At 73.7% G+C, this 23,482-nt stretch carries 25 protein-coding genes and 1 riboswitch; of the genes, 24 read left to right on the forward strand and 1 reads right to left on the reverse strand.

Annotation, left to right across the window (positions count from 1 at the left end; genetic code table 11):
• Window positions 1-73: 73 nt before the first annotated feature.
• Window positions 74-961: a septum formation family protein gene (locus tag A8711_RS06115; RefSeq protein ID WP_064448498.1), complete on the reverse strand. Its 888-nt coding sequence runs from the start codon at window positions 959-961 to the stop codon at window positions 74-76.
• A gap of 261 nt (window positions 962-1,222) precedes the next feature.
• Here A8711_RS06115 and rpe point away from each other — a divergent pair, with 261 nt between their 5' ends.
• The 24 genes from rpe (at window position 1,223) to A8711_RS06235 (ending at window position 23,468) form a co-directional block, all read left to right on the forward strand.
• A complete protein-coding gene (gene rpe / locus A8711_RS06120; RefSeq protein ID WP_043324939.1) occupies window positions 1,223-1,903 on the forward strand; it encodes a ribulose-phosphate 3-epimerase in 681 nt (226 codons plus the stop codon).
• Between the two features lies 1 nt (window position 1,904).
• Window positions 1,905-2,861: a response regulator gene (locus A8711_RS06125; RefSeq protein ID WP_043324938.1), complete on the forward strand. Its 957-nt coding sequence runs from the start codon at window positions 1,905-1,907 to the stop codon at window positions 2,859-2,861.
• A gap of 73 nt (window positions 2,862-2,934) precedes the next feature.
• A riboswitch (FMN riboswitch) is annotated at window positions 2,935-3,107 on the forward strand.
• Between the two features lie 168 nt (window positions 3,108-3,275).
• The gene (gene ribD / locus A8711_RS06130; RefSeq protein WP_043324937.1) at window positions 3,276-4,337 is read left to right on the forward strand and encodes a bifunctional diaminohydroxyphosphoribosylaminopyrimidine deaminase/5-amino-6-(5-phosphoribosylamino)uracil reductase RibD; all 1,062 of its coding nucleotides are present in this window, start codon (window positions 3,276-3,278) and stop codon (window positions 4,335-4,337) included.
• Between the two features lies 1 nt (window position 4,338).
• Window positions 4,339-4,950, forward strand: coding sequence for a riboflavin synthase (locus A8711_RS06135; RefSeq protein ID WP_064448497.1), 612 nt, complete (start codon window positions 4,339-4,341; stop codon window positions 4,948-4,950).
• Entirely contained in the window at window positions 4,950-5,645 is a 696-nt protein-coding gene (gene pnuC / locus A8711_RS06140) for a nicotinamide riboside transporter PnuC (RefSeq protein WP_030502479.1), read from the forward strand. Before A8711_RS06135 ends, pnuC begins: the two co-directional genes overlap by 1 nt.
• Window positions 5,642-6,907: a bifunctional 3,4-dihydroxy-2-butanone-4-phosphate synthase/GTP cyclohydrolase II gene (locus A8711_RS06145; protein WP_069087684.1), complete on the forward strand. Its 1,266-nt coding sequence runs from the start codon at window positions 5,642-5,644 to the stop codon at window positions 6,905-6,907. Before pnuC ends, A8711_RS06145 begins: the two co-directional genes overlap by 4 nt.
• A gap of 4 nt (window positions 6,908-6,911) precedes the next feature.
• Complete coding sequence (gene ribH / locus A8711_RS06150; protein ID WP_043324935.1) at window positions 6,912-7,409, forward strand: 6,7-dimethyl-8-ribityllumazine synthase; 498 nt, start codon at window positions 6,912-6,914, stop codon at window positions 7,407-7,409.
• Between the two features lie 26 nt (window positions 7,410-7,435).
• Window positions 7,436-7,717 (forward strand): phosphoribosyl-ATP diphosphatase, encoded by a 282-nt coding sequence (locus A8711_RS06155; RefSeq protein WP_197494977.1) that lies wholly within the window; start codon window positions 7,436-7,438, stop codon window positions 7,715-7,717.
• 43 nt (window positions 7,718-7,760) lie between these two features.
• Complete coding sequence (gene hisG, locus A8711_RS06160; RefSeq protein WP_043324931.1) at window positions 7,761-8,606, forward strand: ATP phosphoribosyltransferase; 846 nt, start codon at window positions 7,761-7,763, stop codon at window positions 8,604-8,606.
• Entirely contained in the window at window positions 8,603-9,565 is a 963-nt protein-coding gene (locus A8711_RS06165) for a DMT family transporter (protein ID WP_069087685.1), read from the forward strand. Before hisG ends, A8711_RS06165 begins: the two co-directional genes overlap by 4 nt.
• Window positions 9,562-10,035: a PH domain-containing protein gene (locus A8711_RS06170; protein WP_030502474.1), complete on the forward strand. Its 474-nt coding sequence runs from the start codon at window positions 9,562-9,564 to the stop codon at window positions 10,033-10,035. Before A8711_RS06165 ends, A8711_RS06170 begins: the two co-directional genes overlap by 4 nt.
• Window positions 10,036-10,360: 325 nt before the next feature.
• Window positions 10,361-11,008, forward strand: coding sequence for a translation initiation factor IF-3 (infC, locus tag A8711_RS06175; protein WP_043324929.1), 648 nt, complete (start codon window positions 10,361-10,363; stop codon window positions 11,006-11,008).
• 19 nt (window positions 11,009-11,027) lie between these two features.
• The gene (rpmI, locus tag A8711_RS06180) at window positions 11,028-11,222 is read left to right on the forward strand and encodes a 50S ribosomal protein L35 (RefSeq protein WP_026267805.1); all 195 of its coding nucleotides are present in this window, start codon (window positions 11,028-11,030) and stop codon (window positions 11,220-11,222) included.
• Window positions 11,223-11,254: 32 nt separating this feature from the next.
• On the forward strand, window positions 11,255-11,647 hold the full coding sequence (rplT, locus tag A8711_RS06185; protein ID WP_043324928.1) for a 50S ribosomal protein L20: 393 nt from the start codon (window positions 11,255-11,257) through the stop codon (window positions 11,645-11,647).
• 32 nt (window positions 11,648-11,679) lie between these two features.
• The gene (locus A8711_RS06190) at window positions 11,680-12,564 is read left to right on the forward strand and encodes an RNA methyltransferase (RefSeq protein WP_069087686.1); all 885 of its coding nucleotides are present in this window, start codon (window positions 11,680-11,682) and stop codon (window positions 12,562-12,564) included.
• Between the two features lie 168 nt (window positions 12,565-12,732).
• Window positions 12,733-13,794 carry a phenylalanine--tRNA ligase subunit alpha gene (pheS, locus tag A8711_RS06195; protein ID WP_043324926.1) on the forward strand — a complete coding sequence of 354 codons (1,062 nt, stop codon included), beginning with the start codon at window positions 12,733-12,735 and terminating at the stop codon, window positions 13,792-13,794.
• A 26-nt stretch (window positions 13,795-13,820) separates the two neighbouring features.
• Window positions 13,821-16,367 carry a phenylalanine--tRNA ligase subunit beta gene (gene pheT, locus A8711_RS06200; protein WP_069087687.1) on the forward strand — a complete coding sequence of 849 codons (2,547 nt, stop codon included), beginning with the start codon at window positions 13,821-13,823 and terminating at the stop codon, window positions 16,365-16,367.
• A gap of 171 nt (window positions 16,368-16,538) precedes the next feature.
• Entirely contained in the window at window positions 16,539-17,540 is a 1,002-nt protein-coding gene (gene argC / locus A8711_RS06205; protein ID WP_064448492.1) for an N-acetyl-gamma-glutamyl-phosphate reductase, read from the forward strand.
• Window positions 17,537-18,709 (forward strand): bifunctional glutamate N-acetyltransferase/amino-acid acetyltransferase ArgJ, encoded by a 1,173-nt coding sequence (gene argJ, locus A8711_RS06210; protein ID WP_069087688.1) that lies wholly within the window; start codon window positions 17,537-17,539, stop codon window positions 18,707-18,709. The genes argC and argJ overlap by 4 nt, the downstream gene beginning before the upstream one ends.
• Window positions 18,706-19,593 (forward strand): acetylglutamate kinase, encoded by an 888-nt coding sequence (argB, locus tag A8711_RS06215; RefSeq protein ID WP_043324923.1) that lies wholly within the window; start codon window positions 18,706-18,708, stop codon window positions 19,591-19,593. The genes argJ and argB overlap by 4 nt, the downstream gene beginning before the upstream one ends.
• Window positions 19,590-20,834 (forward strand): acetylornithine transaminase, encoded by a 1,245-nt coding sequence (locus A8711_RS06220; protein ID WP_069087689.1) that lies wholly within the window; start codon window positions 19,590-19,592, stop codon window positions 20,832-20,834. Before argB ends, A8711_RS06220 begins: the two co-directional genes overlap by 4 nt.
• Window positions 20,831-21,757 (forward strand): ornithine carbamoyltransferase, encoded by a 927-nt coding sequence (gene argF, locus A8711_RS06225; protein ID WP_069087690.1) that lies wholly within the window; start codon window positions 20,831-20,833, stop codon window positions 21,755-21,757. The genes A8711_RS06220 and argF overlap by 4 nt, the downstream gene beginning before the upstream one ends.
• Window positions 21,754-22,266 carry an arginine repressor gene (locus tag A8711_RS06230; protein WP_043324920.1) on the forward strand — a complete coding sequence of 171 codons (513 nt, stop codon included), beginning with the start codon at window positions 21,754-21,756 and terminating at the stop codon, window positions 22,264-22,266. Before argF ends, A8711_RS06230 begins: the two co-directional genes overlap by 4 nt.
• Window positions 22,263-23,468 carry an argininosuccinate synthase gene (locus A8711_RS06235; protein WP_069087691.1) on the forward strand — a complete coding sequence of 402 codons (1,206 nt, stop codon included), beginning with the start codon at window positions 22,263-22,265 and terminating at the stop codon, window positions 23,466-23,468. The genes A8711_RS06230 and A8711_RS06235 overlap by 4 nt, the downstream gene beginning before the upstream one ends.
• The last annotated feature ends 14 nt before the right edge of the window (window positions 23,469-23,482 follow it).

Raw genomic sequence — 23,482 nt, forward strand, 5'->3', positions numbered from 1 at the left:
GACCGACCTCCCCGTGCGTCCGGAGCCGACCGGCCCCCCGGTACGCCTCGGCGGTGCAGCATACGGCAGCCGATCAGGTCACCGGGAGCCCCTCGGGACCGGCGCCGCGCACCGATCGGTTGAGCTTGCGGTCGTCGCTCCACAGGAAACAACGCACCCCCCGGTCGCCCTCCTCCCACTCCCGCTGCGACGGTGGGTAGTAGATGGACCCGGCGCGGTACGGCAGCTCGGCGTTGTCCGGCACCTCGGCGAACTGGGCGATCAGCGTCATGCAGCGCCGGTGCGTGGTGGGCGCGCCCTTGGTGAACTCCGCCCAGCTCATGTCGCGTTCCTCGTACACGCCGACGAACTCTGCGCGGTGCGGCTCGGTGCAGAGCACCGGGGCCATGTAGTTGAGGTTCTTGCCGATCAGCTTCGGGTCGAAGCACCTGTGCACGAGCGGGTTGTCGCCGACCAGCGCGCCGCGCAGGCTGCCGACCCGGTTGATCGGACGGGTGTTGTCGATGCTGTCGGTCTCGGCCAGGTCGCAGCGGAACCAGCGCGCGCCGGCGCCCCAGGCGGCCACAGTCGGCAGCGCGATGTTCAGCGTGAGCCGGGCGGCGTGCCAGTCCCCGCCGATCATCTCCCGGGCGCTCCGGTCGCACTCGGCGCGCGCGGTCCGCAGCGCCGGGGTGCCCGGCTCGGGGCGGTCGCCGAGCGTCTCCGGCCCGGTGAACGTGCCGACGTGCACCGTCTCGGCCAGGTGGCTGCCCGCGCAGTCGACGGTCTCGTACGTGGCGGCGGCCACCACCGTGGTGAGCCGGGGCAGGCACGCGTCTGTCGCCGGTACGAACAGCCGCGGCGCCGGCAGCGCCGCCCAGTCGTCGATCAGGTCGCCGTCGGCCCGGTGTGTCTGAGCGCAGCCGGCGAGCACCGCAGTCGCGGCGCCGGCCAGCGCGAGCACGTGGAGCCACCGTCGCATCGTCCGCCCCTTCCGGGAGAGATGGCAGCCGGTCGCCATAGGCCCGACCGGCGTCCCCCGCGCCCGGGCGTGCAGCATACGTGACCGTCCCTGTAGGAGTTTCGTCATCTTTCAATCGATCGGCTAGTCACCGACGACTATTCGTGCCGTTTTCCGCTCCGGACGGCCCGATGGTGCACCACGGGTGACGGAAGGCTCACCACCTGTCGCTCCGGGAGCCGTGCCGCGACCTCCGGATCACCGCGTTCGTACACTGGCCCGGTGACCGTACCGCCGCCGATCGTCGCGCCGAGCATCCTGGCCGCCGATTTCGCCCGCCTCGCCGACGAGGTCCGTGCCGTGGAGCCCGCCGCCGACTGGCTGCACGTCGACGTCATGGACAACCACTTCGTGCCCAACCTGACCATCGGGCTGCCGGTGGTGCAGAGCCTGCGCGCCGTGACCGAGATCCCGTTCGACGTGCATCTGATGATCACCGATCCGCGCCGCTGGGCGCCCGGGTACGCCGACGCCGGGGCGTACAACGTCACGTTCCATGCCGAGGCGTGCGACGACCCGGTGGCGCTGGCCAAGGATCTGCGCTCGGCCGGGGCGAAGGCGGGCCTGGCGATCGACCGGGACACCCCGATCGAGCCGTACCTGGAGCTGCTGCCGAGCTTCGACACGCTGCTGATCATGACGATCAAGGCCGGTTTCGGCGGCCAGCGGTTCCTGCCGCAGCTGCTGGACAAGGTGCGCGCCGCCCGCCGGCACGTCGACAGCGGCCACCTGGAGCTGCGCATCGAGGTCGACGGCGGCATCGCCGCGGACACCATCGAGCAGGCCGCCGCGGCCGGGGCCGACGCGTTCGTCGCGGGCACCGCCGTCTACGGCGCCGACGATCCCGCGGAGGCGGTACGCCGCCTGCGGGGCCTGGCGGAACGTGCGATGACCGGGGCCTGAGATGGACGCGGCCGGCGAGCGCCCCGACGTCATCCTGGTCGTCGACGACGACGAGGACATCGCCCGCTTCGTCGAGTTCAACCTGCGCCTGCACGGTTTCGAGGTGCTGCACGCCAGTGACGGCCAGGAGGCGCTGGAGATCATCGAGCGGCAGCGGCCCGACCTGGCGGTGGTGGACCTGATGATGCCGCGCGTCGACGGCCTGGAGCTGACCCGGCGGCTGCGCGCCGACCCGATGACCTCCGCGCTGCCGGTGATCATGCTGACCGCCAAGGGGATGACCCAGGACAAGGTCAACGGGCTCAGCGTCGGCGCCGACGACTACCTGGTCAAGCCGTTCGACACGCTGGAGCTGGTGGCCCGGGTCAACTCCACGCTGCGGCGCAACAAGGAGTTCCGCGAGGTCTCGCCGCTGACCGGCCTGCCCGGCAACAGCCGGATCCGGCGGGAGATCAGCGACCGGGTCCGCAACGGCGTCGACTACGCCGTGGGCTACATCGACATCGACCGGTTCAAGAGCGTCAACGACCGGTACGGCTTCGTGCGCGGCGACGAGTTCATCTCGGCGCTGGCCCGCAGCCTGCACCGGGCGGTGGTGTCGATCGGGCTGCCGCCGGCGTTCCTCGGGCACGTCGGCGGCGACGACTTCGTGATCGTCTGCGCGCCCAGCCAGGTCCGGCCGCTGACCAGCCGGGCGGTTGTCGACTTCGAGAAGGCCGCGGACGCGCTCTACGACGCCACCGACCGGGAACGCGGCTTCGTCGAGCTGAAGGACCGGCGCGGCAACATCCGCCGCGCCGCGCTCGTCACGCTCTCCATCGGGGTGTCGCTGTCCGATTCCGGCAAGCGGTTCACCGACCCGCTGGAGGCCATCGCGGTGGCCTCGGAGATGAAGACGGTGGCCAAGAGCCAGCCCGGCTCGTACGTGGCGGTGGACCGCCGGCGCGGCGTCACCTGAGCGCTCCTGTGAGGTAGCTCGCCTCTGTGGCGCGCACCCGGCCGGAACGTGTAAGACTTCCCGTATACCCACCACGCGCTGGCGGGGCTCGGTGAAATTCCGAACCGGCGGTGATCCACGGTCCGACCGTGGTAAGCCCGCGACCCGGACGGCTTCGGCCGGACGGTGGACCTGGTGAGAATCCAGGGCCGACGGTTGGGGTGCGGCTCGTCCGCCCCCAGACAGTCCGGATGGGAGACAGCGCGCGGAACGGGGGAGGCCCCTGCCGGCCGCTGAGCACCCTCAGCCGCCGCGTGGGCTCCCCGGGGTCGGCGACGCCGTCCCCGGGTTCTCCGCCGCCGCGTGTCCGCGGCTTTGTGGCCGCTGCTCCCGAACCCGCCCGCGCGCGACCGGCGAGCGGGAGGACAGACGGCCATGGCGAGCGTCTCCGTCGACGAGGCGATGCGTCGTGCCATCGAACTGGCCGCGCGCGGCCTCGGCGCCACCAGCCCCAACCCGGTCGTCGGCTGCGTGCTGCTCGACACCGACGGCGAGGTCGTCGGCGAGGGCTTCCACGCCTACGCCGGCGGCCCGCACGCCGAGATCGTCGCGCTGGCCCAGGCCGGCGCCCGCGCCCGCGGCGGCACCGCTGTGGTCACCCTGGAGCCCTGCGACCACACCGGCCGCACCGGCCCCTGCAGCCACGCGCTCATCGCCGCCGGGGTGGCCCGCGTCGTGGTCGCCGTGCCCGACCCCAACCCGGTCGCCTCCGGCGGCGCGGCCACGCTGCGCGCCGCCGGGGTCCAGGTGACCCTCGGGGTACGCGCCCAGGAAGCCGAGGCCGGCAACGTCGCCTGGCTCACCTCGATGCGCCGGGGCTGGCCGTACCTGATCTGGAAGTACGCGGCCACGCTCGACGGGCGCTCGGCCGCCGCCGACGGCACCAGCATGTGGATCACCTCCGAGGCGGCCCGGATCGACGTGCACGCGCTGCGCGGCACCGTCGACGCGGTGCTCGCCGGGGTGGGCACCGTGCTCACCGACGACCCCCGGCTCACCGCCCGCAACCTGCGCGACGGCACCCTGGCCATCCGGCAGCCGCTGCGGGTGGTGGTGGACAGCTCGGGGCGTACCCCGGCCGAGGCCCGGGTCCGCGACGGCGCCGCCCGCACCTGGGTGGCCACCGCCGCGGAGGTCGGCGCCGGGCCGGACGGCCGGGTCGACCTGGCGGCGCTGCTCGCGGAGCTGCACCACCGCGGCGTGCGGGCCGCGTTGCTGGAGGGCGGGCCGACGCTGGCCGGCGCGTTCCTCGCCGCCGGCCTGGTCGACAAGATCGTCGGGTACGTCGCGCCGAAGCTGCTCGGCGCCGGACCGACCGCGCTGCTCGACGCCGGCGTGAGCACCATCGCCGACGCCATCGATCTGGAGATCACCGACGTTACGCGGGTCGGTCCCGACCTGCGGATCACCGCGCTGCCCCGGAAGAGGGAGGCCTGACATGTTCACCGGCATCGTCGAGGAGCTGGGCGAGATCGTCCGGAGCACCGAGACCGGCGACGACTCCGCCCTGGTCGCCATCCGTGGCCCGCTCGTCACCTCGGACGCCCGGCACGGCGACTCCATCGCGGTGAACGGCGTCTGCCTGACCGTTGTCGACGTCGACGGCGGGGTGTTCACCGCCGACGTGATGGGCGAGACGCTGCGCCGCACCGCGCTGGGGGCGCTGCGCCCCGGCGACCCGGTCAACCTGGAACGCGCCGCCGCGCTCAACAGCCGCCTCGGCGGGCACCTGGTGCAGGGCCACGTCGACGGCGTCGGCGAGATCGTCGCACGGGAGCCGGCCGCGCAGTGGGAGACGGTCCGGTTCCGGCTGCCCGACGGGCTGGCCCGGTACGTGGTGGAGAAGGGCTCGATCACCGTCGACGGCGTGTCGCTGACCGTCGCCGAGGCGGGCGACGACTGGTTCTCGGTCGGCCTGATCCCCACCACGCTCAAGCTCACCGTGCTCGGCACGAAGCAGGTCGGCGACCCGGTCAACCTGGAGGTCGACGTGCTGGCCAAGTACGTCGAACGGCTGCTCGGCGACCGCGGCGCGGGAAGCGTGCGGTGATGGGCCCGCTCGGCTGGCTGCTCGACGCCCAGGTGCACGTGGCCGGCTCGCCGGTGCTGGTCCGGGAGATCGTCGGCAACGGCTTCGGGCTCGCCTCGGCGCTGCTCGGGCTGCGCCGGGTGGTGTGGGCCTGGCCGGTCGGCATGATCGGCAACGCGCTGCTGCTCACCGTGTTCCTCGGCGGCGTCTTCGTCACCCCGCAGGCGCACGACCTCTACGGCCAGGCCGGCCGGCAGGTCTTCTTCTTCGCCGTCAGCGTGTACGGCTGGTGGCGCTGGTCGCGCAACCGGCGTGCCGGTGGCGGGGACGAGCCGGCCGTGGTGCCGCGCTGGGCCACCTGGCCGGAGCGGCTCGGCCTGCTCGTGGCCGCCGTCGTCGGCACCGCCGCCGCGTACCCGGTGCTCGCCGCGCTCGGCTCGTGGGGGCCGCTGCCCGATGCCTGGATCCTGGTCGGCAGCCTGCTCGCCACGTACGGCATGGCCCGCGGCTGGGTCGAGTTCTGGCTGATCTGGATCGCCGTCGACGCGGTCGGCGTACCGCTGCTGCTGCGCGGCGGCTTCTACCCGTCGGCCGCCATGTACCTGGTCTACGGCGCGTTCTGCGCGGCCGGCCTGTACAGCTGGTGGCGCACCTCCCGGGCCGTCGCGACCGCGCCCGCCCCGATCCCGGCGACGTACTCGGAGGCAGTGGCATGACCACTTTCGGATCGATCGAGCAGGCGGTGGCGGACATCGCCGCCGGGCGCCCCGTGGTCGTGGTCGACGACGAGGACCGCGAGAACGAGGGCGACCTGATCTTCGCGGCCGAGCTGGCCACCCCGGAGCTGGTCGCGTTCATGGTCCGCTACACCTCCGGCTACATCTGCGTGCCGTTGACCGAGGACGAGTGCGACCGGCTGGACCTGCCGCCGATGCACCACACCAACCAGGACCGGCGCGGCACCGCGTACACCGTGACGGTGGACGCCCGGGAGGGCGTCAGCACCGGCATCTCGGCCGCCGACCGGTCGCACACCATCCGGCTGCTCGCCGACGCCGCGACCGACCCGACCGACCTGGCCCGGCCCGGCCACGTGGTGCCGCTGCGCGCCCGCGCCGGCGGGGTGCTGCGCCGACCCGGGCACACCGAGGCGGCGGTGGACCTGACCCGGATGGCCGGGCTGCGCCCGGCCGGGGTGCTGTGCGAGCTGGTGAACGACGACGGCACCATGATGCGCCTGCCGGACCTGGAGAAGTTCTGCGCCGAGCACGGCCTCACGCTGGTCACCATCGCGGACCTGATCGCCTACCGGCGGCGTACCGAGAAGCAGGTCGAGCTGGCCGCCGAGGCCCGCATGCCCACCCCGTACGGCGTGTTCAAGGCGCTCGGCTACCGCGCCGAGCACGACCCGGCCGAGCACGTCGCGCTGGTCATGGGCGACCTCGGCGACGGGCGGGAAGTGCTGGTGCGGGTGCACTCCGAGTGCCTCACCGGCGACGTGTTCGGCTCGCTGCGCTGCGACTGCGGGCCGCAGTTGCAGGCCGCGCTGGCCCGGGTCGCGGCCGAGGGCCGCGGCGTGGTCCTCTACGTGCGCGGGCACGAGGGCCGGGGCATCGGCCTGCTGCACAAGCTGCAGGCGTACCAGCTCCAGGACCAGGGCCGCGACACCGTGGACGCGAACCTCGACCTGGGCCTGCCGGCCGATGCCCGCGACTACGGCACCGGCGCGCAGATCCTCTACGACCTGGGCGTCCGCTCGATGCGGCTGCTGACGAACAACCCGGCCAAGCGGGCCGGGCTGGAGGGGTACGGGCTCACCGTGACCGGCCGGGAGGGGCTGCCCGTGCGGTCCAACCCGGAGAACGTGCGCTACCTGCGCACCAAGCGGGACCGGATGGGTCACCTGCTGGACGGACTGGACGAGGTGACCGAGGCGCCGATGGGCCGCCCGGTCGCCGGTGACGAGATCGGAGCGTAGGGCGATGGCGGGTTTCGGGGAGCCGGGCGTGAGCGCGGTGGACGCCGCCGGCATGACTGTCGGCGTGGTGGCCGCCCGCTGGCACGGCGAGCTGACCGACCACATGACCGAGCGGGCGGTGGCCGCCGCGCAGGCGTGCGGGGCGCGGGCCGTGGTGGCCCGGGTGGCAGGCTCGGTGGAGCTGCCGGTGGTGGCCCAGGCGATGGCCCGCCGCTTCGACGTGGTGGTCGCGCTCGGCGTCGTGGTACGCGGCGCGACGGCGCATTTCGACTACGTCTGCCAGTCGGTCACCGAGGGGCTGACCCGGGTGGCGCTGGACGAGGGCAAGCCGGTGGCGCACGGGGTGCTGACGGTGGACACCGTCGAGCAGGCCCGGGACCGGGCCGGGCTGCCCGGCTCGGCCGAGGACAAGGGCTGGTCGGCGACGGTGGCCGCGCTGGACGCCGCCCTCGCGATTCGCGGCCTGGACGCCCAGTCCGCCCACCGCGTCGGCTTCGCCTGACCCACCCGGCCCGTCACCAGCAGCGGCTGGAAGAATCGCCTTCCGTGAAGACGTTCGAGGAGTTGTTCGCCGAGCTGCAGGCCAAGGCCGCCGCCGGCACCCCGGGCTCGGGCACGGTCGACGCGCTCGCGAAGGGCGTGCACTTCATCGGCAAGAAGGTCGTCGAGGAGGCGGCCGAGTCGTGGATGGCCGCCGAGCACGAGGGCCCGGAGCGGGCCGCCGAGGAGATCTCCCAGCTGCTCTACCAGGCGCAGGTGCTGATGCTCGCGACCGGTCTGGAACTGAAGGACGTCTACCGACATCTGTGAGTGCCCGTCCGCTGATCATCCGATCGAACGAAGGAGCACTCCCATGCTGCGTGTCGCAGTACCCAACAAGGGCGCCCTGGCCGAGAAGGCGGCCCAGATGCTGCGCGAGGCGGGCTACCGCCAGCGCACCGACCCGAAGGACCTGGTCTGCCGGGACGAGCCCAACGACATCGAGTTCTTCTACCTGCGCCCCAAGGACATCGCCACCTACGTCGGCTCCGGTGACCTCGACGTCGGCATCACCGGGCGGGACCTGCTGATCGACTCCGGCGCTCCGGCCGAGGAGGTGGTGGACCTCGCCTTCGCCCAGGCCACCTTCCGGTTCGCCGCACGCCCGCAGGACGTGGACGACGTCCGGGATCTGGGCGGGCACCGGATCGCCACCGCGTACCCGGGTCTGGTCGAGCGGCACCTGGCCGAGCTGGGCGTCAAGGCCGACGTGATCCGCCTGGACGGCGCGGTGGAGAACGCCATCCGCCTCGGCGTGGCCGACGTGGTCGCCGACGTGGTGGAGACCGGCGCGACGCTGCGCCAGGCCGGCCTGGTGGTGTTCGGCGAGCCGCTGCTGCGTTCCTCGGCGGTGCTGGTCCGCCGCGCCGGCACGCCCGGCGGCACCCAGCACGAGCAGCTGCTGCGCCGGCTGCACGGCGTCCTGGTCGCCCGGCGCTACGTGATGCTCGCCTACGACGTACCGGCCGGCCTGCTCGACCGGGCCAGCTCGCTGACCCCCGGCATCGAGTCGCCGACGGTCTCGCCGCTGCACCGGGAGGGCTGGGTCGCGGTGCAGGCGATGGTGCTCCGCGACGACGTGCACCGGATCATGGACGAGCTGTACGAGCTGGGCGCCCGCGCGATCCTGGTCACCAACATCCACGCCTGCCGCCTGTGAGGCCGCTGCCGCTCCCGGCCGCGCTCGCGGTGGTCGTGGCCGGTGGCGTGGCCTCCGCCGCCCAGGGCGTGGTCAACGCCGAGATGGGGGAGCGGACCGGCGCCCCGGTCCTCGGCGCGGTCGTCAACAACCTCGGCGGCTGCCTGCTGGTGCTGGCCGGGATCGTGGCGCTGCCGTCGATGCGCGCCGGGCTGGCCGCGTTGCGCCGCTCCGGGCTGCCCTGGTGGACCTACCTGGGCGGGGTGGGCGGCGCGGTGATCGTGCTGGTCGCGCCGGTGGTGGTGCCCGTGCTCGGGGTGGCGGTGTTCACCATCGCCCAGGTGGCCGGCGGCAGCCTCGGCGGCCTGGCGGTGGACCGGGCCGGGCTGGCCGCGACCGGGCGGATGCCGCTCACCGTGCCCCGCGTCGGCGGGGCGGTGCTCGGCGTCGGCGCGGTCGCGCTCGCCCAGCTCGGCCGCCCGGTCGGCGAACTGGCGGTCGGGCTGGTGCTGCTCTGCGTCCTGGGCGGGCTGGCGGTGGCGACGCAGTCCGCGCTCAACGGCCGGGTCGCCGCCACCGTGGGCCCGGCTGCCGGGCTCGCCGTCAACTTCGCGGTCAGCACCGTGGTGATCGGCGCGGTGGCGGCGCTGACCGGCGCGCTCGCGAGCCAGCCCCGCTGGCCCGGCCAGTGGTGGCTCTACGTCGGCGGCCTGCTCGGCGTCGGCATCGTGCTCTCCCTGCTGGTCGGCGTACGCGCCGCCGGGGTGCTGCGCACCGGCCTGGCGCTGGTGGCCGGGCAGCTCGGTGGCGCGCTGCTGCTGGACCTGGTCCTGCCCGGCGGGCCCGGAGTGCGGCTGCCGGTGCTGGCCGGCGCCCTGCTCACGCTGCTCGCCGTGGTGGTCACCAGCCTGCGCCGGCGCGGCCCGGACCGTGTGGCGGCCGAAGATGCGCGCGAACCGGATGGCAGACTGGTCGGGTGAGCGATTCCGTGGTGACCGTGCGACCCCGCCGCGTCCGGGTCGTCTGCTGGGTGTCGGCCGTCACGCTGTTCGTCGTGTTCAGCCTCGTCGCGACGTCGCTGACCGGCGCCACCGGCAACGGCTACGGCACGTTCCAGCGCGGCGACCAGTTCGCCATGATCGGCCTGGGCGTGTTCGGTGCGCTCGGCTTCCTGCTGTTTACCCGCCCGCGCGTGGTCGCCGACGCCAAGGGCGTCCGGGTGCGCAACGTGTTCAGCTCGTACGAGCTGCCGTGGGAGGTGATCCGCGGGGTCCGGTTCGACCGGGGCGCCCCGTGGGCCAGCCTGGAGCTGCACGACGACGACCTGCTCCCGATGGTCGCGTTGCAGGCCGCCGACAAGGAGAGCGCGGTCGAGGCGGTCCGCGCGTTGCGCCGGCTGCACCAGGCGCACCTGGCGGCGCTGTCCGCCGGCCAGTCGGCACCCCGCTGACCAGCGAGCCCGGTTTGGGCGGGCCTGGGCCGAGGGTGTAGTGTTGCGGAGTCGACCAGACTGCCCCCGTCCCTGACGCGCGGGCGGTCGTGAAGCGGAGCGCCCGCTCCCACCCGAGTCGCCGCCACGGTGGCCGGGTCCGGTCCCCGGTTTCGGGCACGTCCCGGCGCCGGATGCGCGATCCTGTGATCGTGCCGACCGGTCGAGTGGGCCCTGGCATACGCCGGGGCCTTCTGCTTTCCGGGTCGGCTCCCGCCCGGGAGCCCGCGGAGTCGGCACCGTAGGAGACTCGACTCGAGGAGGCCCCATCAGCGTCGAACCACGCGTGAACGAGCAGATCCGGGCACGTGAGGTCCGACTGGTCGGCCCTGAGGGTGAGCAGGTGGGCATCGTCCCGCTTGAGCGCGCCCTGCAGCTGGCCGCGGACGTCGACCTGGACCTGGTCGAGGTTGCGCCGATGGCGCGCCCGCCGGTGTGCAAGCTCATGGACTTCGGCAAGTTCAAGTACGAGAGCGCACTCAAGGCGCGCGAAGCGCGGCGTAACCAGCAGCAGACCGTCATCAAGGAGATGAAGCTCCGGCCGAAGATCGACCCGCACGACTACGAGACCAAGAAGGGTCACGTGGTGCGGTTCCTCAAGGCTGGCGACAAGGTCAAGGTGACGATCATGTTCCGCGGTCGGGAGCAGAGCCGCCCGGAGCTGGGTTACCGGCTCCTGCGCCGACTCGAGTCCGAGATCACGGACCTGGGATACGTCGAGGCCGCTCCGAAGCAGGACGGCCGCAACATGATCATGGTTCTCGCTCCGCACCGGGCCGTCAAGGCCTCCGCGGTCGCCGCCACGGCGTCCCGCGGTGGACCGCGCGACCGGGCCGCGGAGGAACCGGCCGCTCCGGCCGGCGAGACCCCGGCGGCCGGCGACACCGCAGCAGCCGGCGAGACCGGTACGACCGCTGAGACCAGCGGCCAGTAACAGGGGAGAAGACGTTCCAATGCCGAAGATGAAGAGCCACACGGGTATGGGCAAGCGGGTCAAGGTGACCGGCAAGGGCAAGATCGTTGCCCAGCAGGCCGGCCTTCGCCACAACCTGGAGAAGAAGCCCAGCACCCAGACCCGTCGGCTGACCGGCACCGTCGAGCTGGCCAAGGCCGACGTCAAGCGCATCAAGAAGCTGCTCGGCCGCTGACGCGAGCCACCTGAACCGAAGAAGGAGTTGAGATGGCACGCGTCAAGCGGGCTGTGAACGCCCAGAAGAAGCGTCGTACCCTGCTGGAGACCGCGAGCGGTTACCGCGGTCAGCGCTCCCGGCTGTACCGCAAGGCCAAGGAGCAGGTGCTGCACTCGATGCAGTACTCCTACCGGGACCGTCGCGACCGCAAGGGCGACTTCCGGCAGCTCTGGATCCAGCGGATCAACGCCGGCGCCCGGGCCAACGGCCTGACCTACAACCGGCTGATCCAGGGCCTGCGCCTGGCCGGCATCGAGGTCGACCGGAAGATCCTGGCCGACATGGCCGTCAACGACGCCGCCTCGTTCGCGGCGATCGTCGAGCTGGCCCGCGCCGCCGTGGCGGCCGAGGGCACCGGTGGCGCCGCGGCTCAGGCCGCCTGACCCACCCCGTACGGCAGATCGAGGCGTCTCCCATGCAGTCACATTCGCAGGGGAGGCGTCTCGACGCCGTTCCCGGACCGTTCACCCCGCGTACCCCCAGGGTCGTGGCGGCCCGCCGGCTGCACCGCCGGCGCGACCGCGACCAGGCCGGCCGGTTCCTGGCCGAGGGGCCGCAGGCGGTCCGGGAGGCGCTGGCCCGCGCCGGCACCGTGGTCGAGCTGTTCGGCACCCCGGCGGCGCTCGACAGGTACGCCGACCTCGCCGCCGCGGCCGCCCGGGCCGACGTGCCCGTCTCCGAGGTGACCGACGACGCGCTGGCCGCGCTCGCCGAGACCGTCGCCCCGCAGGGCCTGGTGGCGGTGTGCCGGCACCTCGACGTGCCCCTGGCGCAGGCCGTGGCGCGCGGACCGCGACTGGTCGCGGTGCTCGCCGGGATCCGCGACCCGGGCAACGCCGGCACCGTGCTGCGCACCGCCGACGCGGCCGGGGCGGGCGCGGTGATCTTCGCTGGCGAGGCGGTCGACCCCTACAACGGCAAATGCGTGCGGGCCTCCGCCGGCAGCCTCTTCCACGTCGACGTGGTGCGCGCCGCCGACCCGCTCGCGGCCGTCGAGGCGCTGCGGGCCGCTGGCCTGAAGATCTTCGCCACCACCGGGTACGGCGACAGCGACCTGGACGACCTCGCCGACGCCGGAAGGCTGGCCGCGCCGACAGCGTGGCTGTTCGGATCGGAGGCGCACGGCCTGCCCGAGGAGCTGACCGCCGCCGCCGACGCCCGGGTCCGGGTGCCGCTGCACGGGCGCGCGGAGAGCCTGAACCTGGCTGCGGCTGCCGCTGTCTGCCTGTATTCTTCCGCCAGAGCACTGCGTGTCCCCCGGGGCACGCGAGAGACAGCAGGGGAGTCCGCCTCGTCATGAACGCGCCACGGCGTTCGTTTAGCCAGCCCGCCGGTGTCGGCGGGCGGCGGGCCTGACCCTTCCCCCTGCACGACTCCCCACCGGCGGGCTGCGGCGAAGCCGCGCGTCCGTAGACTCGCCTAGCCACCCGTGAGGGTCGGCGCCGCCGTGAGGGAGTGCCCGTTCACCATGAGCTACCGCAACGATCCGTACGACCCGAAGCAGGTCGCCCTGCTCGACCCGGACGCCCTGGCCGGAGCAGTGGCCGACGCCGAGAAGGCGTTCGCCGACGCCACCGACCCGGACGCGCTCACCGCGCTGCGCCCCGCGCACCTCGGCGACCGGTCCCCGGTGTCGCTCGCGCGCCGGGAGATCGGCGCGCTGCCGCCGGCCGCGAAGGCCGACGCCGGCAAGCGGGTCAACGAGGCCCGCCGCGCCATCGAGAGCGCGTACGCCGCCCGGCAGGAGATCCTGGAGCGCGAGCAGGCCGAGCGGGTGCTGGTCGAGGAGCGGGTCGACGTGACCCTGCCGTACGACCGCCGGCCGCGTGGCGCCCGCCACCCGCTGAGCGTGCTGATGGAGCAGATCAGTGACCTGTTCATCGGCATGGGCTACGAGGTGGCCGAGGGTCCCGAGGTCGAGCTGGAGTGGACCAACTTCGACGCGCTGAACATCCCGGCCGACCACCCGGCGCGCGGCCTGATGGACACGTTCCACATCGCACCCGAGGGCTCGGGCCTGGTGCTGCGCACCCACACGTCGCCGGTGCAGGCGCGCACCATGCTCAGCCGCAAGCCGCCCATCTACGTGGTGGTGCCCGGCCGGGTCTACCGCACCGACGAGCTGGACGCCACCCACGCGCCGGTCTTCCACCAGGTCGAGGGCCTCGTGGTGGACAAGGGCATCACCATGGCGCACCTGCGCGGCACGCTCGACCACTTCGCCCGGGCCATGTTCGGCGAGGGCGCGAAGACCCGCTGGCGGCCGCACTACTTCCCGTTCACCGAGCCGTCGGCGGAGTTCGACGTCTGGTTCCCGGAGCACCGGGACGGTCCGCAGTGGGTCGAGTGGGGCGGCTGCGGCATGGTCAACCCGCGGGTGCTGCGCGCCTGCGGCATTGACCCGGAGGTCTACTCCGGATTCGCGTTCGGCATGGGCATCGACCGGACCGTGATGGTCCGGCACGGCGTCAGCGACATGCGGGACATGGCCGAGGGCGACGTGCGGTTCACCCGCGCGTTCGGCGCCTGAGCTACGGGAACGGTGGTTTAACAGTCATGCGAGTTTCTGTCAGTTGGCTGCGCGAGTACGTCGACCTGCCGGCCGACCTGCCCACCGGCGACCTGGAGCAGGCGCTGGTCGACCTCGGCATCGAGGTCGAGTCCGTGGTGGACCTGCGCGAGTCCGTCACCGGCCCGCTGGTCGTCGGCGAGGTACTGGAGATCGAGGAGCTGACCGGCTTCAAGAAGCCGATCCGCTTCTGCCGGGTCGACGTCGGCGCCGCGAACGGCACCGGCGAGCCGCAGGAGATCGTCTGCGGGGCGCGCAACTTCGCCCAGGGCGACAAGGTCGTGGTGATCCTCCCCGGCGGCGTGCTGCCCGGCGGGTTCGCGATCGGCGCGCGCAAGACGTACGGGCGCAACTCCCACGGCATGATCTGCTCGGCCCAGGAGCTGGGACTGGGCGACGACCACTCGGGCATCGTCGTGCTGCCCGAGGACGTCAAGGCCCAGCCCGGCGACGACGCCCGGCCCGTCGTCGGCCTGGACGACGTCGTGGTCGAGATGGAGATCACCCCGGACCGCGGGTACGCGCTGAGCGTGCGCGGCATCGCCCGGGAGCTGTCGCACGCGCTCGGCGTGCCGTTCCGCGACCCGGCCGACGCGCCAGCGCCCGGCGCGACCGCCGAGCCCGCGTACCCGGTGGAGGTCCGTGACCCGGTCGGCTGCGACCGGTTCGCGGCGCGGATGGTGCGCGGCGTCGACCCGACCGTGGAGACGCCGGGCTGGATGCGGCAGCGGCTCACCGTGGCCGGCGTGCGCAGCATCTCGCTCGCGGTCGACATCACCAACTACCTGATGCTCGAACTCGGCCAGCCGATGCACGCCTTCGACGCGGACCGGATCGCCGGGCCGCTCGTGGTGCGCCGCGCCGAGGCGGGGGAGAAGCTGACCACGCTGGACGGGGTGAGCCGGACGCTGTCCGCCGAGGACCTGGTGATCTGCGACGACACGGGTCCGATCTCGCTGGCGGCGGTGATGGGCGGTGAGACCAGCGAGGTGCTCGCCTCCACCACGAACGTGCTGTTCGAGGCGGCGCACTGGGATCCGGCGACGGTCGGCCGTACCGCGCGGCGGCACAAGCTGTTCAGCGAGGCGGCGAAGCGGTGGGAGCGGGGCGTCGACCCGGCGCTGCCGCTGGTCGCGCTGGAGAAGGCGGTCCGGCTGCTCACCGACCTGGCCGGCGGCACGGCCGGCGACGAGGTGCTCGACATCGACCACGTCGCGCCGCGCACGCCGGTGACGCTGCCGGTGGACCTGCCGTCGCGGCGGGTCGGCGTGTCCTACTCGCCGGACCGCGTGGTGGAGCTGCTGGAGCAGGTCGGCTGCACCGTCACGCGCGGCGCGGACCGGCTCGCCGAGGACCCGGGCACGGCCGGGGTCGGCTCCGGCGCGGGTGAGGTCCTGACCGTGACGCCGCCGAGCTGGCGGCCCGACCTGACCGACCCGGCCGACCTGGTGGAGGAGGTGGTACGCCTCGACGGCTACGACCGCGTGCCGTCGGTGCTGCCCACCGCGCCGCCCGGCCGGGGCCTGACCTGGCAGCAGCAGCGTCGCCGGGCCGTCGCCCGCTCCCTCGCCGAGCGCGGCTACGTCGAGGTGCTGGCGCAGCCGTTCGTCGCGCCGGAACTGGTCGACCAGCTCGGCCTGCCCGCCGACGACCCCCGCCGACCCGCGGTACGCCTGGCGAACCCGCTGTCGGAGGAGGAGCCGCTGCTGCGCACCACGCTGCTCGGCCCGCTGCTCGGCATCGTCAGGCGCAACGTCGGCCGGGGTCAGCGGGACGTGGCGATCTACGAGATCGGCACCGTCTTCCACCCGCGTCCCGGCGCCGGCGCCCCGCCCGCGATGGGCGTGGACCGGCGGCCCACCGACGAGGAGTTCGCCGCCGCCGACGCGGTGGTACCTGCCCAGCCGCGGCACGTCGCGGTGGCGCTGACCGGTGAGATCGAGCCGGCCGGCTGGTGGGGCGCGGGCCGCGCGGCCGGCTGGGCCGACGCGATCGAGGCGGGCCGGGCCGTGCTCGACGCCGCCGGGATCCCCGCCGACCGGGTGACGGTACGGGCCGGGGAGCGCGCGCCCTGGCACCCGGGCCGCTGCGCCGAACTGGTGGTGGACGACGTGGTCGTCGGCCACGCCGGTGAGCTGCACCCGGCCGTGCTGGCCGCGCTGGAGCTGCCCCGGCGTACCAGCGCCATGGAGCTGGACCTGGACGCGCTGCCCGCCGCCCCCCTGGTGGCCGGCCCGACCATCTCCACGTTCCCGCCGGCGCTGATCGACGTGGCGCTCGTGGTGGACGACGCGGTGCCGGCCGCCGAGGTGCGGGCGGCGCTGGTCGAGGGCGCGGGCGCGCTGCTGGAGGACGTCCGCCTGTTCGACGTCTACACCTCCGAGCAACTCGGCGAGGGGCGCAAGTCGCTGGCGTACAAGCTGACGTTCCGCGCCCCGGACCGGACCCTCGCGGGCGAGGAGGCGGTGGCGGCGCGCGACGCGGCGGTCGCTGTCGCCGCCGAGCGCTTCGGCGCCACCCTGCGCGGCGCCTGAAAGGAGGGGCCCCCTCTTAACGCCTCCGGTAGAGGAGGGGGCCCCTTTTAACACCGCGCGCACGCGAGCCGCCCGTGAACGTTGTCTCATGGCTATGCAGCGCGCCGTATGACCTTGCGATGAGGTCGCCCCGACCGGTACCCTTCTCTGCATAGTCATGCGGAGGTGGGTATGGGCATTCGAACAGTGGTGGCCGGGGCGAGTGGATACGCCGGGGGCGAACTGCTGCGCCTGCTCGCCGGTCACCCCGAGTTCGAGCTGATCGCCGCCACCGCGCACACCCAGGCCGGTCAGCCGGTCACCGCCGTACACCCGCAGCTCGCCGGCCTGGACCTGGTCTTCGCCGCGACCGAACCGGCGACCCTGGCCGACGCGGACCTGGTGTTCCTGGCCCTGCCGCACGGGCAGTCCGCGGCGCTCGCCGCGGCGCTGCCCGATTCGGTCAAGGTGGTCGACCTGGGCGCGGACCACCGGCTGCGCGACGCCGGCGCCTGGTCCCGCTACTACGGCGGGGAGCACGCCGGCGCCTGGACCTACGGGCTGCCCGAGCTGCCCGGCCAGCGGGCCGAGATCGCCGCCGCGTCGCGGGTGGCCAGCACCGGCTGCTACGCGGTGGCGACCACGCTGGCGCTGGCGCCGCTGATCGCGGCCGGCGCGGTACGCCCCGACGACGTGGTGGTGGTCGCCGCCTCCGGCACCTCCGGCGCGGGCCGGGCCGCCAAGACCCACCTGCTCGGCAGCGAGGTGATGGGCGACCTGTCGCCCTACAAGGTGGGCGCGCACCAGCACGTGCCGGAGATCAAGCAGGCCACCGGCGCGACCGGCCTGTCCTTCACCCCGGTGCTCGCGCCGATGCCCCGGGGCATCCTGGCCACCGTCACCGCCGTGCCCACCGGCGACGCCGACCCGCGCGCGGTGCTGGCCGCCGCGTACGCCGACGCGCCGTTCGTGCACGTGCTGCCCGAGGGCGCGTGGCCGCACACCGCCGCCACCGCCGGGTCGAACTCCTGCCACCTCCAGGCGACGGTGGACGTCGACTCGGGGCGGGTGATCGTGGTCAGCGCGATCGACAACCTGGGCAAGGGCGCGGCCGGCCAGGCCGTGCAGAACGCCAACCTGATGGTGGGTCTCCCCGAGACCACCGGTCTGTCCGTGTTTGGAGTGGCCCCGTGAGCGTCACCGTCCCCCGTGGGTTCCGCGCCGCAGGTGTCGCGGCCGGACTGAAGTCCTCCGGCGCGCCCGACGTCGCCCTCGTGATCAACGACGGCCCGGACGCCGGTGTCGCCGGTGTCTTCACCGCCAACCGGGTCAAGGCCGCGCCGGTGCTGTGGAGCCAGCAGGTCGTGCACGGCGGCGTCGTGCGCGCCGTGGTGCTCAACTCCGGCGGCGCGAACGCCTGCACCGGCCCGGCCGGGTTCCAGGACACGCACGCCACCGCCGAGCACACCGCCGCCGCGATCACCGCGGCGAACGCGCGGCTCATCGTCGGCGCGGGCGAGGTCGCGGTCTGCTCGACCGGCCTGATCGGCGAGCGGCTGCCGATGGACAAGCTGCTTCCCGGCGTACGCGACGCGGTGCGCGGCCTGTCCCGCGACGGCGGCCCGGCGGCCGCCGAGGCCATCATGACCACCGACACCCGGCCCAAGACGACAGTGGCGCAGGGTACGGGCTGGACCGTCGGCGGCATGGCCAAGGGCGCGGGCATGCTCGCCCCGGCCATGGCCACCATGCTCTGCGTGCTCACCACCGACGCGGTGGCCGGGCCGGACGCCCTGGACGCCGCGCTGCGCGCCGCCACCCGGATCACGTTCGACCGGATCGACTCCGACGGCTGCATGTCCACCAACGACACGGTGCTGCTGCTCGCCAGCGGCGCCTCCGGCATCGAGCCGACCGAGGCCGAGCTGACCGCCGCGGTCACCGCCGCCTGCCACGACCTGGCCCAGCAGCTCCTGGCCGACGCGGAGGGCGCGACCAAGGAGGTCGCGATCGAGGTGGTCGGCGCGGCGAGCGAGGACGACGCGGTCGAGGTGGGCCGCACGGTGGCCCGCAACAACCTGGTCAAGACCGCGCTGTTCGGCAACGACCCGAACTGGGGCCGCATCCTCGCCGCGGTCGGCACCACCACCGCCGTGTTCGAGCCGGACGGCGTCGACGTCGCGGTCAACGGCATCTGGGTGTGCCGGGGCGGCGCCGCCGCCGAGGACCGCGCCAAGGTGGACCTCACCGGCCGCGGCGTCACCGTCCGGATCGACCTGCACGCCGGCGTCGACACCGCCACCATCTGGACCAACGACCTGTCCCACGCGTACGTACACGAGAACTCGGCCTATTCCACATGAACTTGAGTGCTGACCTCACCCGGGCCCAGGCCAAGGCCGCCACGCTGATCGAGGCGCTGCCCTGGCTGGCCCGCTTCTCCGGCGCCACCGTCGTGGTCAAGTACGGCGGCAACGCCATGGTCGACCCGGAACTGCAGCGGGCGTTCGCCGCCGACATGGTGTTCCTGCGCTACGCCGGCCTGAAGCCGGTGGTGGTGCACGGCGGCGGCCCGCAGATCTCCGCCATGCTCGGCCGGCTCGGCATCGCCAGCGAGTTCCGGGGCGGCCTGCGGGTCACCACGCCGGAGGCGATGGACGTGGTCCGGATGGTCCTGGTCGGCCAGGTCGGCCGGGAACTGGTCGGGCTGATCAACGCGCACGGCCCGTACGCGGTCGGCCTCTCCGGCGAGGACGCCGGGCTGTTCACCGCCGTGCGCCGTCCCGCGTACGTGGACGGCGAAGCGGTCGACGTGGGCCAGGTGGGCGACGTGGAGTCGGTGAACGTCTCGGCGGTCACCGACCTGATCGCCGCCGGCCGGATCCCGGTCATCTCGACAGTCGCGCCGGACGCCGACGGGGTGCTGCACAACCTCAACGCGGACACCGCCGCCGCCGCGCTCGCGGTGGCGCTGGACGCCCGCAAGCTGGTCGTGCTGACCGACGTCCCGGGCCTGTACGCCGACTGGCCGGACACGTCCAGCCTGGTCAGCGAGATCACCGCGGACGACCTGGCGAAGCTGCTGCCGTCCCTGGAGTCGGGCATGGTCCCGAAGATGGAGGCCTGCCTGCGGGCGGTGCGCGGGGGAGTGCCCGCCGCGCACGTCGTCGACGGCCGGGTCGCCCACTCCACGCTGCTGGAAGTGTTCACGTCGGAGGGCTTCGGAACCATGGTGATCGACTCATGAGCACGCTGGTGCAGCGGTGGAACGCCACCATGATGGACAACTACGGCACGCCGCCGCTGGCGCTCGTCTCCGGCTCCGGCGCCGTCGTGACCGACGAGACCGGCCGGGAGTACGTCGACCTGCTCGGTGGCATCGCCGTCAACGCGCTCGGCCACGCCCACCCGGCGGTGGTGGCCGCCGTCAGCAAGCAGGTCGCGACGCTCGGGCACGTGTCGAACCTGTTCGTCGCCGAGCCGCCGGTGGCGCTGGCCGAGCTGCTGCTCGCGCTGGCCGGCCGCCCCGGCCGGGTGTTCTTCGCCAACTCCGGCGCGGAGGCCAACGAGGCGGCGTTCAAACTGTCCCGGCTCACCGGCCGCCGGCACGTGGTCGCCACCCACGGCGGCTTCCACGGCCGGACCATGGGCGCGCTGGCGCTGACCGGGCAGCCCGCCAAGGCCGACCCGTTCCGCCCGCTGCCCGGCGACGTGACGCACGTGCCGTTCGGCGACGCCGACGCGCTGGCCGAGGCGGTCACCGACGACACCGCCATGCTGATCATCGAGCCGATCCAGGGCGAGAACGGCGTGGTCGTCCCGCCGCCCGGCTACCTCGCCGCGGCCCGGCGGATCACCGCCGCGCACGGCGCGCTGCTGGTGCTGGACGAGGTGCAGACCGGCATCGGCCGGACCGGCCACTGGTTCGCCCACCAGGCCGACGGCGTCGAGCCGGACGTCATCACGCTCGCCAAGGGCCTCGGCGGCGGCCTGCCGCTGGGCGCCTGCCTGGCCTTCGGCCGGGCCGCCGACCTGCTCACCCCCGGCTCGCACGGCACCACGTTCGGCGGCAACCCGATCAGCTGCGCCGCCGCGCTCGCGGTCGTCTCCACGATCGCGCACGAGGGCCTGCTCGACCACGTCAAGCGCGTCGGCGAGCGGCTGCGGCGCGGCGTCGAGGCGCTCGGTCACCCGCTGGTCCGTGAGGTGCGCGGCGCCGGGCTGCTGCTCGGCATCGTGCTCGACCAGCCGGTCTCCGCCGCCGCGGCGGCAGCGCTGCGCGACGCGGGTTTCCTGGTGAACCCGGTGCAGCCGGACGTGATCCGGCTCGCCCCGCCGCTGATCCTCACCGTGGCGCAGGCCGACGCCTTCGTCGCCGCGCTGCCCGCCGCGCTGTCCGCCGCCGCGCCGCACCCTTCCACCGACGCCGCAGCGACCGCCGACGACGCCGCGTCCGACGCCACGACCCCGACGGAGGCTCCCGCATGATCCGCCACTTCCTGCGCGACGACGACCTCACGCCCGCCGAGCAGGCCGCCGTGCTCGACCTCGCCGCCCGGATGAAGACCGACCGGTACGGCCACCAGCCGCTGGCCGGACCGAAGTCGGTGGCGGTGCTGTTCGACAAGCAGAGCCTGCGGACCCGGATCTCGTTCGACGTGGGCATCGCCGAACTGGGCGGGCACCCGCTGGTGGTGGACACCCAGGTCACCCACTTCGGCCGCGGCGAGACGCTGGCCGACGCCGGCCGGGTGCTGTCCCGCTACGTCGCCGCGATCGTGCTGCGCACCCACGGCGACGACCGGATCGCCGAGGTCGCCGAGCACGCCACGGTGCCGGTGGTCAACGCGCTCACCGACACGTACCACCCCTGCCAGATGCTGGCCGACCTGCTCACCGTGCGGGAGCGCTTCGGCGGCACCGCCGGGCGGATCCTCGCGTACGTGGGCGACGCGGCGAACAACATGGCCCACTCGTACCTGCTGGCCGGCGCGACCGCCGGGATGCACGTGCGGATCGCCGGCCCGGCCGGGTTCCAGCCGGACCCGGAGATCGTGGCCCGCGCGGAGAAGATCGCCGCCACCACCGGCGGCTCGGTCCAGGTGCTCACCGACCCGGCCGAGGCGGTACGCGGCGCGCACGTTGTCGCCACCGACACCTGGACGTCGATGGGACAGGAGTCCGACGGGCTGGACCGGATCACGCCGTTCCTGCCGTACCAGGTCAACGCCGCGCTGCTCGGCTACGCCGACGCCGACGTGATCGTGCTGCACTGCCTGCCCGCCCACCGGGGCGAGGAGATCACCGACGAGGCGCTCGACGGCCCGCACAGCGCGGTGTTCGACCAGGCGGAGAATCGGCTGCACGCCCAGAAGGCGCTGCTGACGTTTCTCCTGGAGGAATCCGCATGACCGCTCCGCTGACCCGCGCCGCGCGGCACGCCCGCATCGTCGAGCTGATCCGCGACACCCCGATCCACTCGCAGACCGAGCTGGCCGACCTGCTCGCCGGGGACGGCATCCAGGTCACCCAGGCCACGCTGTCGCGGGACCTGAAGGAACTGGGGGCGGTGACCGCGCGCGGCGGTGACGGGCGGGGCGTCTACCTGATCCCGGAGGACGGGCACCGGCCGCTGCGCGACGCCGAGGGCGCGCCGGCCCGGCTGGTCCGGCTGCTGCGTGAGCTGCTCAACGGCGTCGACTCCAGCGGCAACATCGCGGTGCTGCGCACCCCGCCGGGCGCGGCCCAGTACCTCGCCAGCGCGCTGGACCGGGCCGGCCTGACCGAGATCGTCGGCACCATCGCCGGCGACGACACCATCCTCGTCGTGGCCCGGGAGGCCGACGGCGGGGCGGCGCTGGGTGAGCGGCTCGCCGCCTGGGCCCGCCGGGACGACACAGTCGAAGGGAGCACGACGTGACCGAGCGGGTCGTGCTGGCGTACTCCGGGGGCCTGGACACCTCGGTCGCCATTCCGTACCTGGCCGAGCAGACCGGCGCGGAGATCATCGCGGTGGCGGTCGACGTCGGTCAGGGCGGCGAGGACATGGCCGTGATCCGGCAGCGCGCGCTCGACTGCGGCGCGGTCGAGGCCGAGGTGGTGGACGCGCGCGACGAGTTCGCCGCCGACTACTGCCTGCCGGCGATCCGGGCCAACGCCCTCTACATGGACCGGTACCCGCTGGTGTCCGCGCTGTCCCGGCCGCTGATCGTCAAGCACCTGGTCGCCGCGGCGCGCGCCCACGGCGGCACGATCGTGTCGCACGGCTGCACCGGCAAGGGCAACGACCAGGTCCGCTTCGAGGTCGGCCTGGGCGCGCTCGCGCCCGACCTGAAGGTGATCGCCCCGGCCCGGGACTTCGCCTGGACCCGGGACAAGGCGATCGCGTTCGCCGAGGAGAAGGGGCTGCCGATCGACGTGTCGGCGAAGTCGCCGTACTCGATCGACCAGAACCTGTGGGGCCGCGCGGTGGAGACCGGCTTCCTGGAGGACATCTGGAACGCCCCGGTCGAGGACCTCTACGCGTACACCGTCGACCCGGCGTCGGAACGCGACCCGGACGACGTGGTGCTCACGTTCGACGCCGGCGTCCCGGTCGCGATCGACGGCGAGACGGTCACCCCGTACGAGGCGATCCGGGAGCTGAACCGGCGCGCCGGGGCGCACGGCGTGGGCCGGCTCGACATGGTCGAGGACCGACTGGTCGGCATCAAGAGCCGCGAGGTGTACGAGGCACCCGGCGCCCTCGCCCTGATCACCGCCCACCAGGAGCTGGAGGCGGTCACCGTCGAGCGGGACCTGGCCCGGTTCAAGCGCGGCGTCGACCAGCGCTGGGGTGAGCTGGTCTACGACGGGCTCTGGTTCTCGCCGCTGAAGCGCGCGCTGGACGCGTTCATCGACGACGCCCAGCGGCACGTCAGCGGCGAGGTGCGGCTGCGGCTGCACGGCGGCCGGGCCGTGGTGACCGGCCGGCGTTCCGAGGCGAGCCTGTACGACTTCGGCCTCGCCACGTACGACACCGGTGACACGTTCGACCAGTCGCTGGCGAAGGGTTTCGTGCAGTTGTGGGGCCTGCCCAGCCGGATGGCGGCGGCGCGGGACGCCCGGATGGGAGGAGTCTGATGGGGGGCACCACA

The organism is Micromonospora sp. II (genome assembly GCF_001709195.1).
Classification (GTDB): Bacteria; Actinomycetota; Actinomycetes; order Mycobacteriales; family Micromonosporaceae; genus Micromonospora; species Micromonospora chalcea.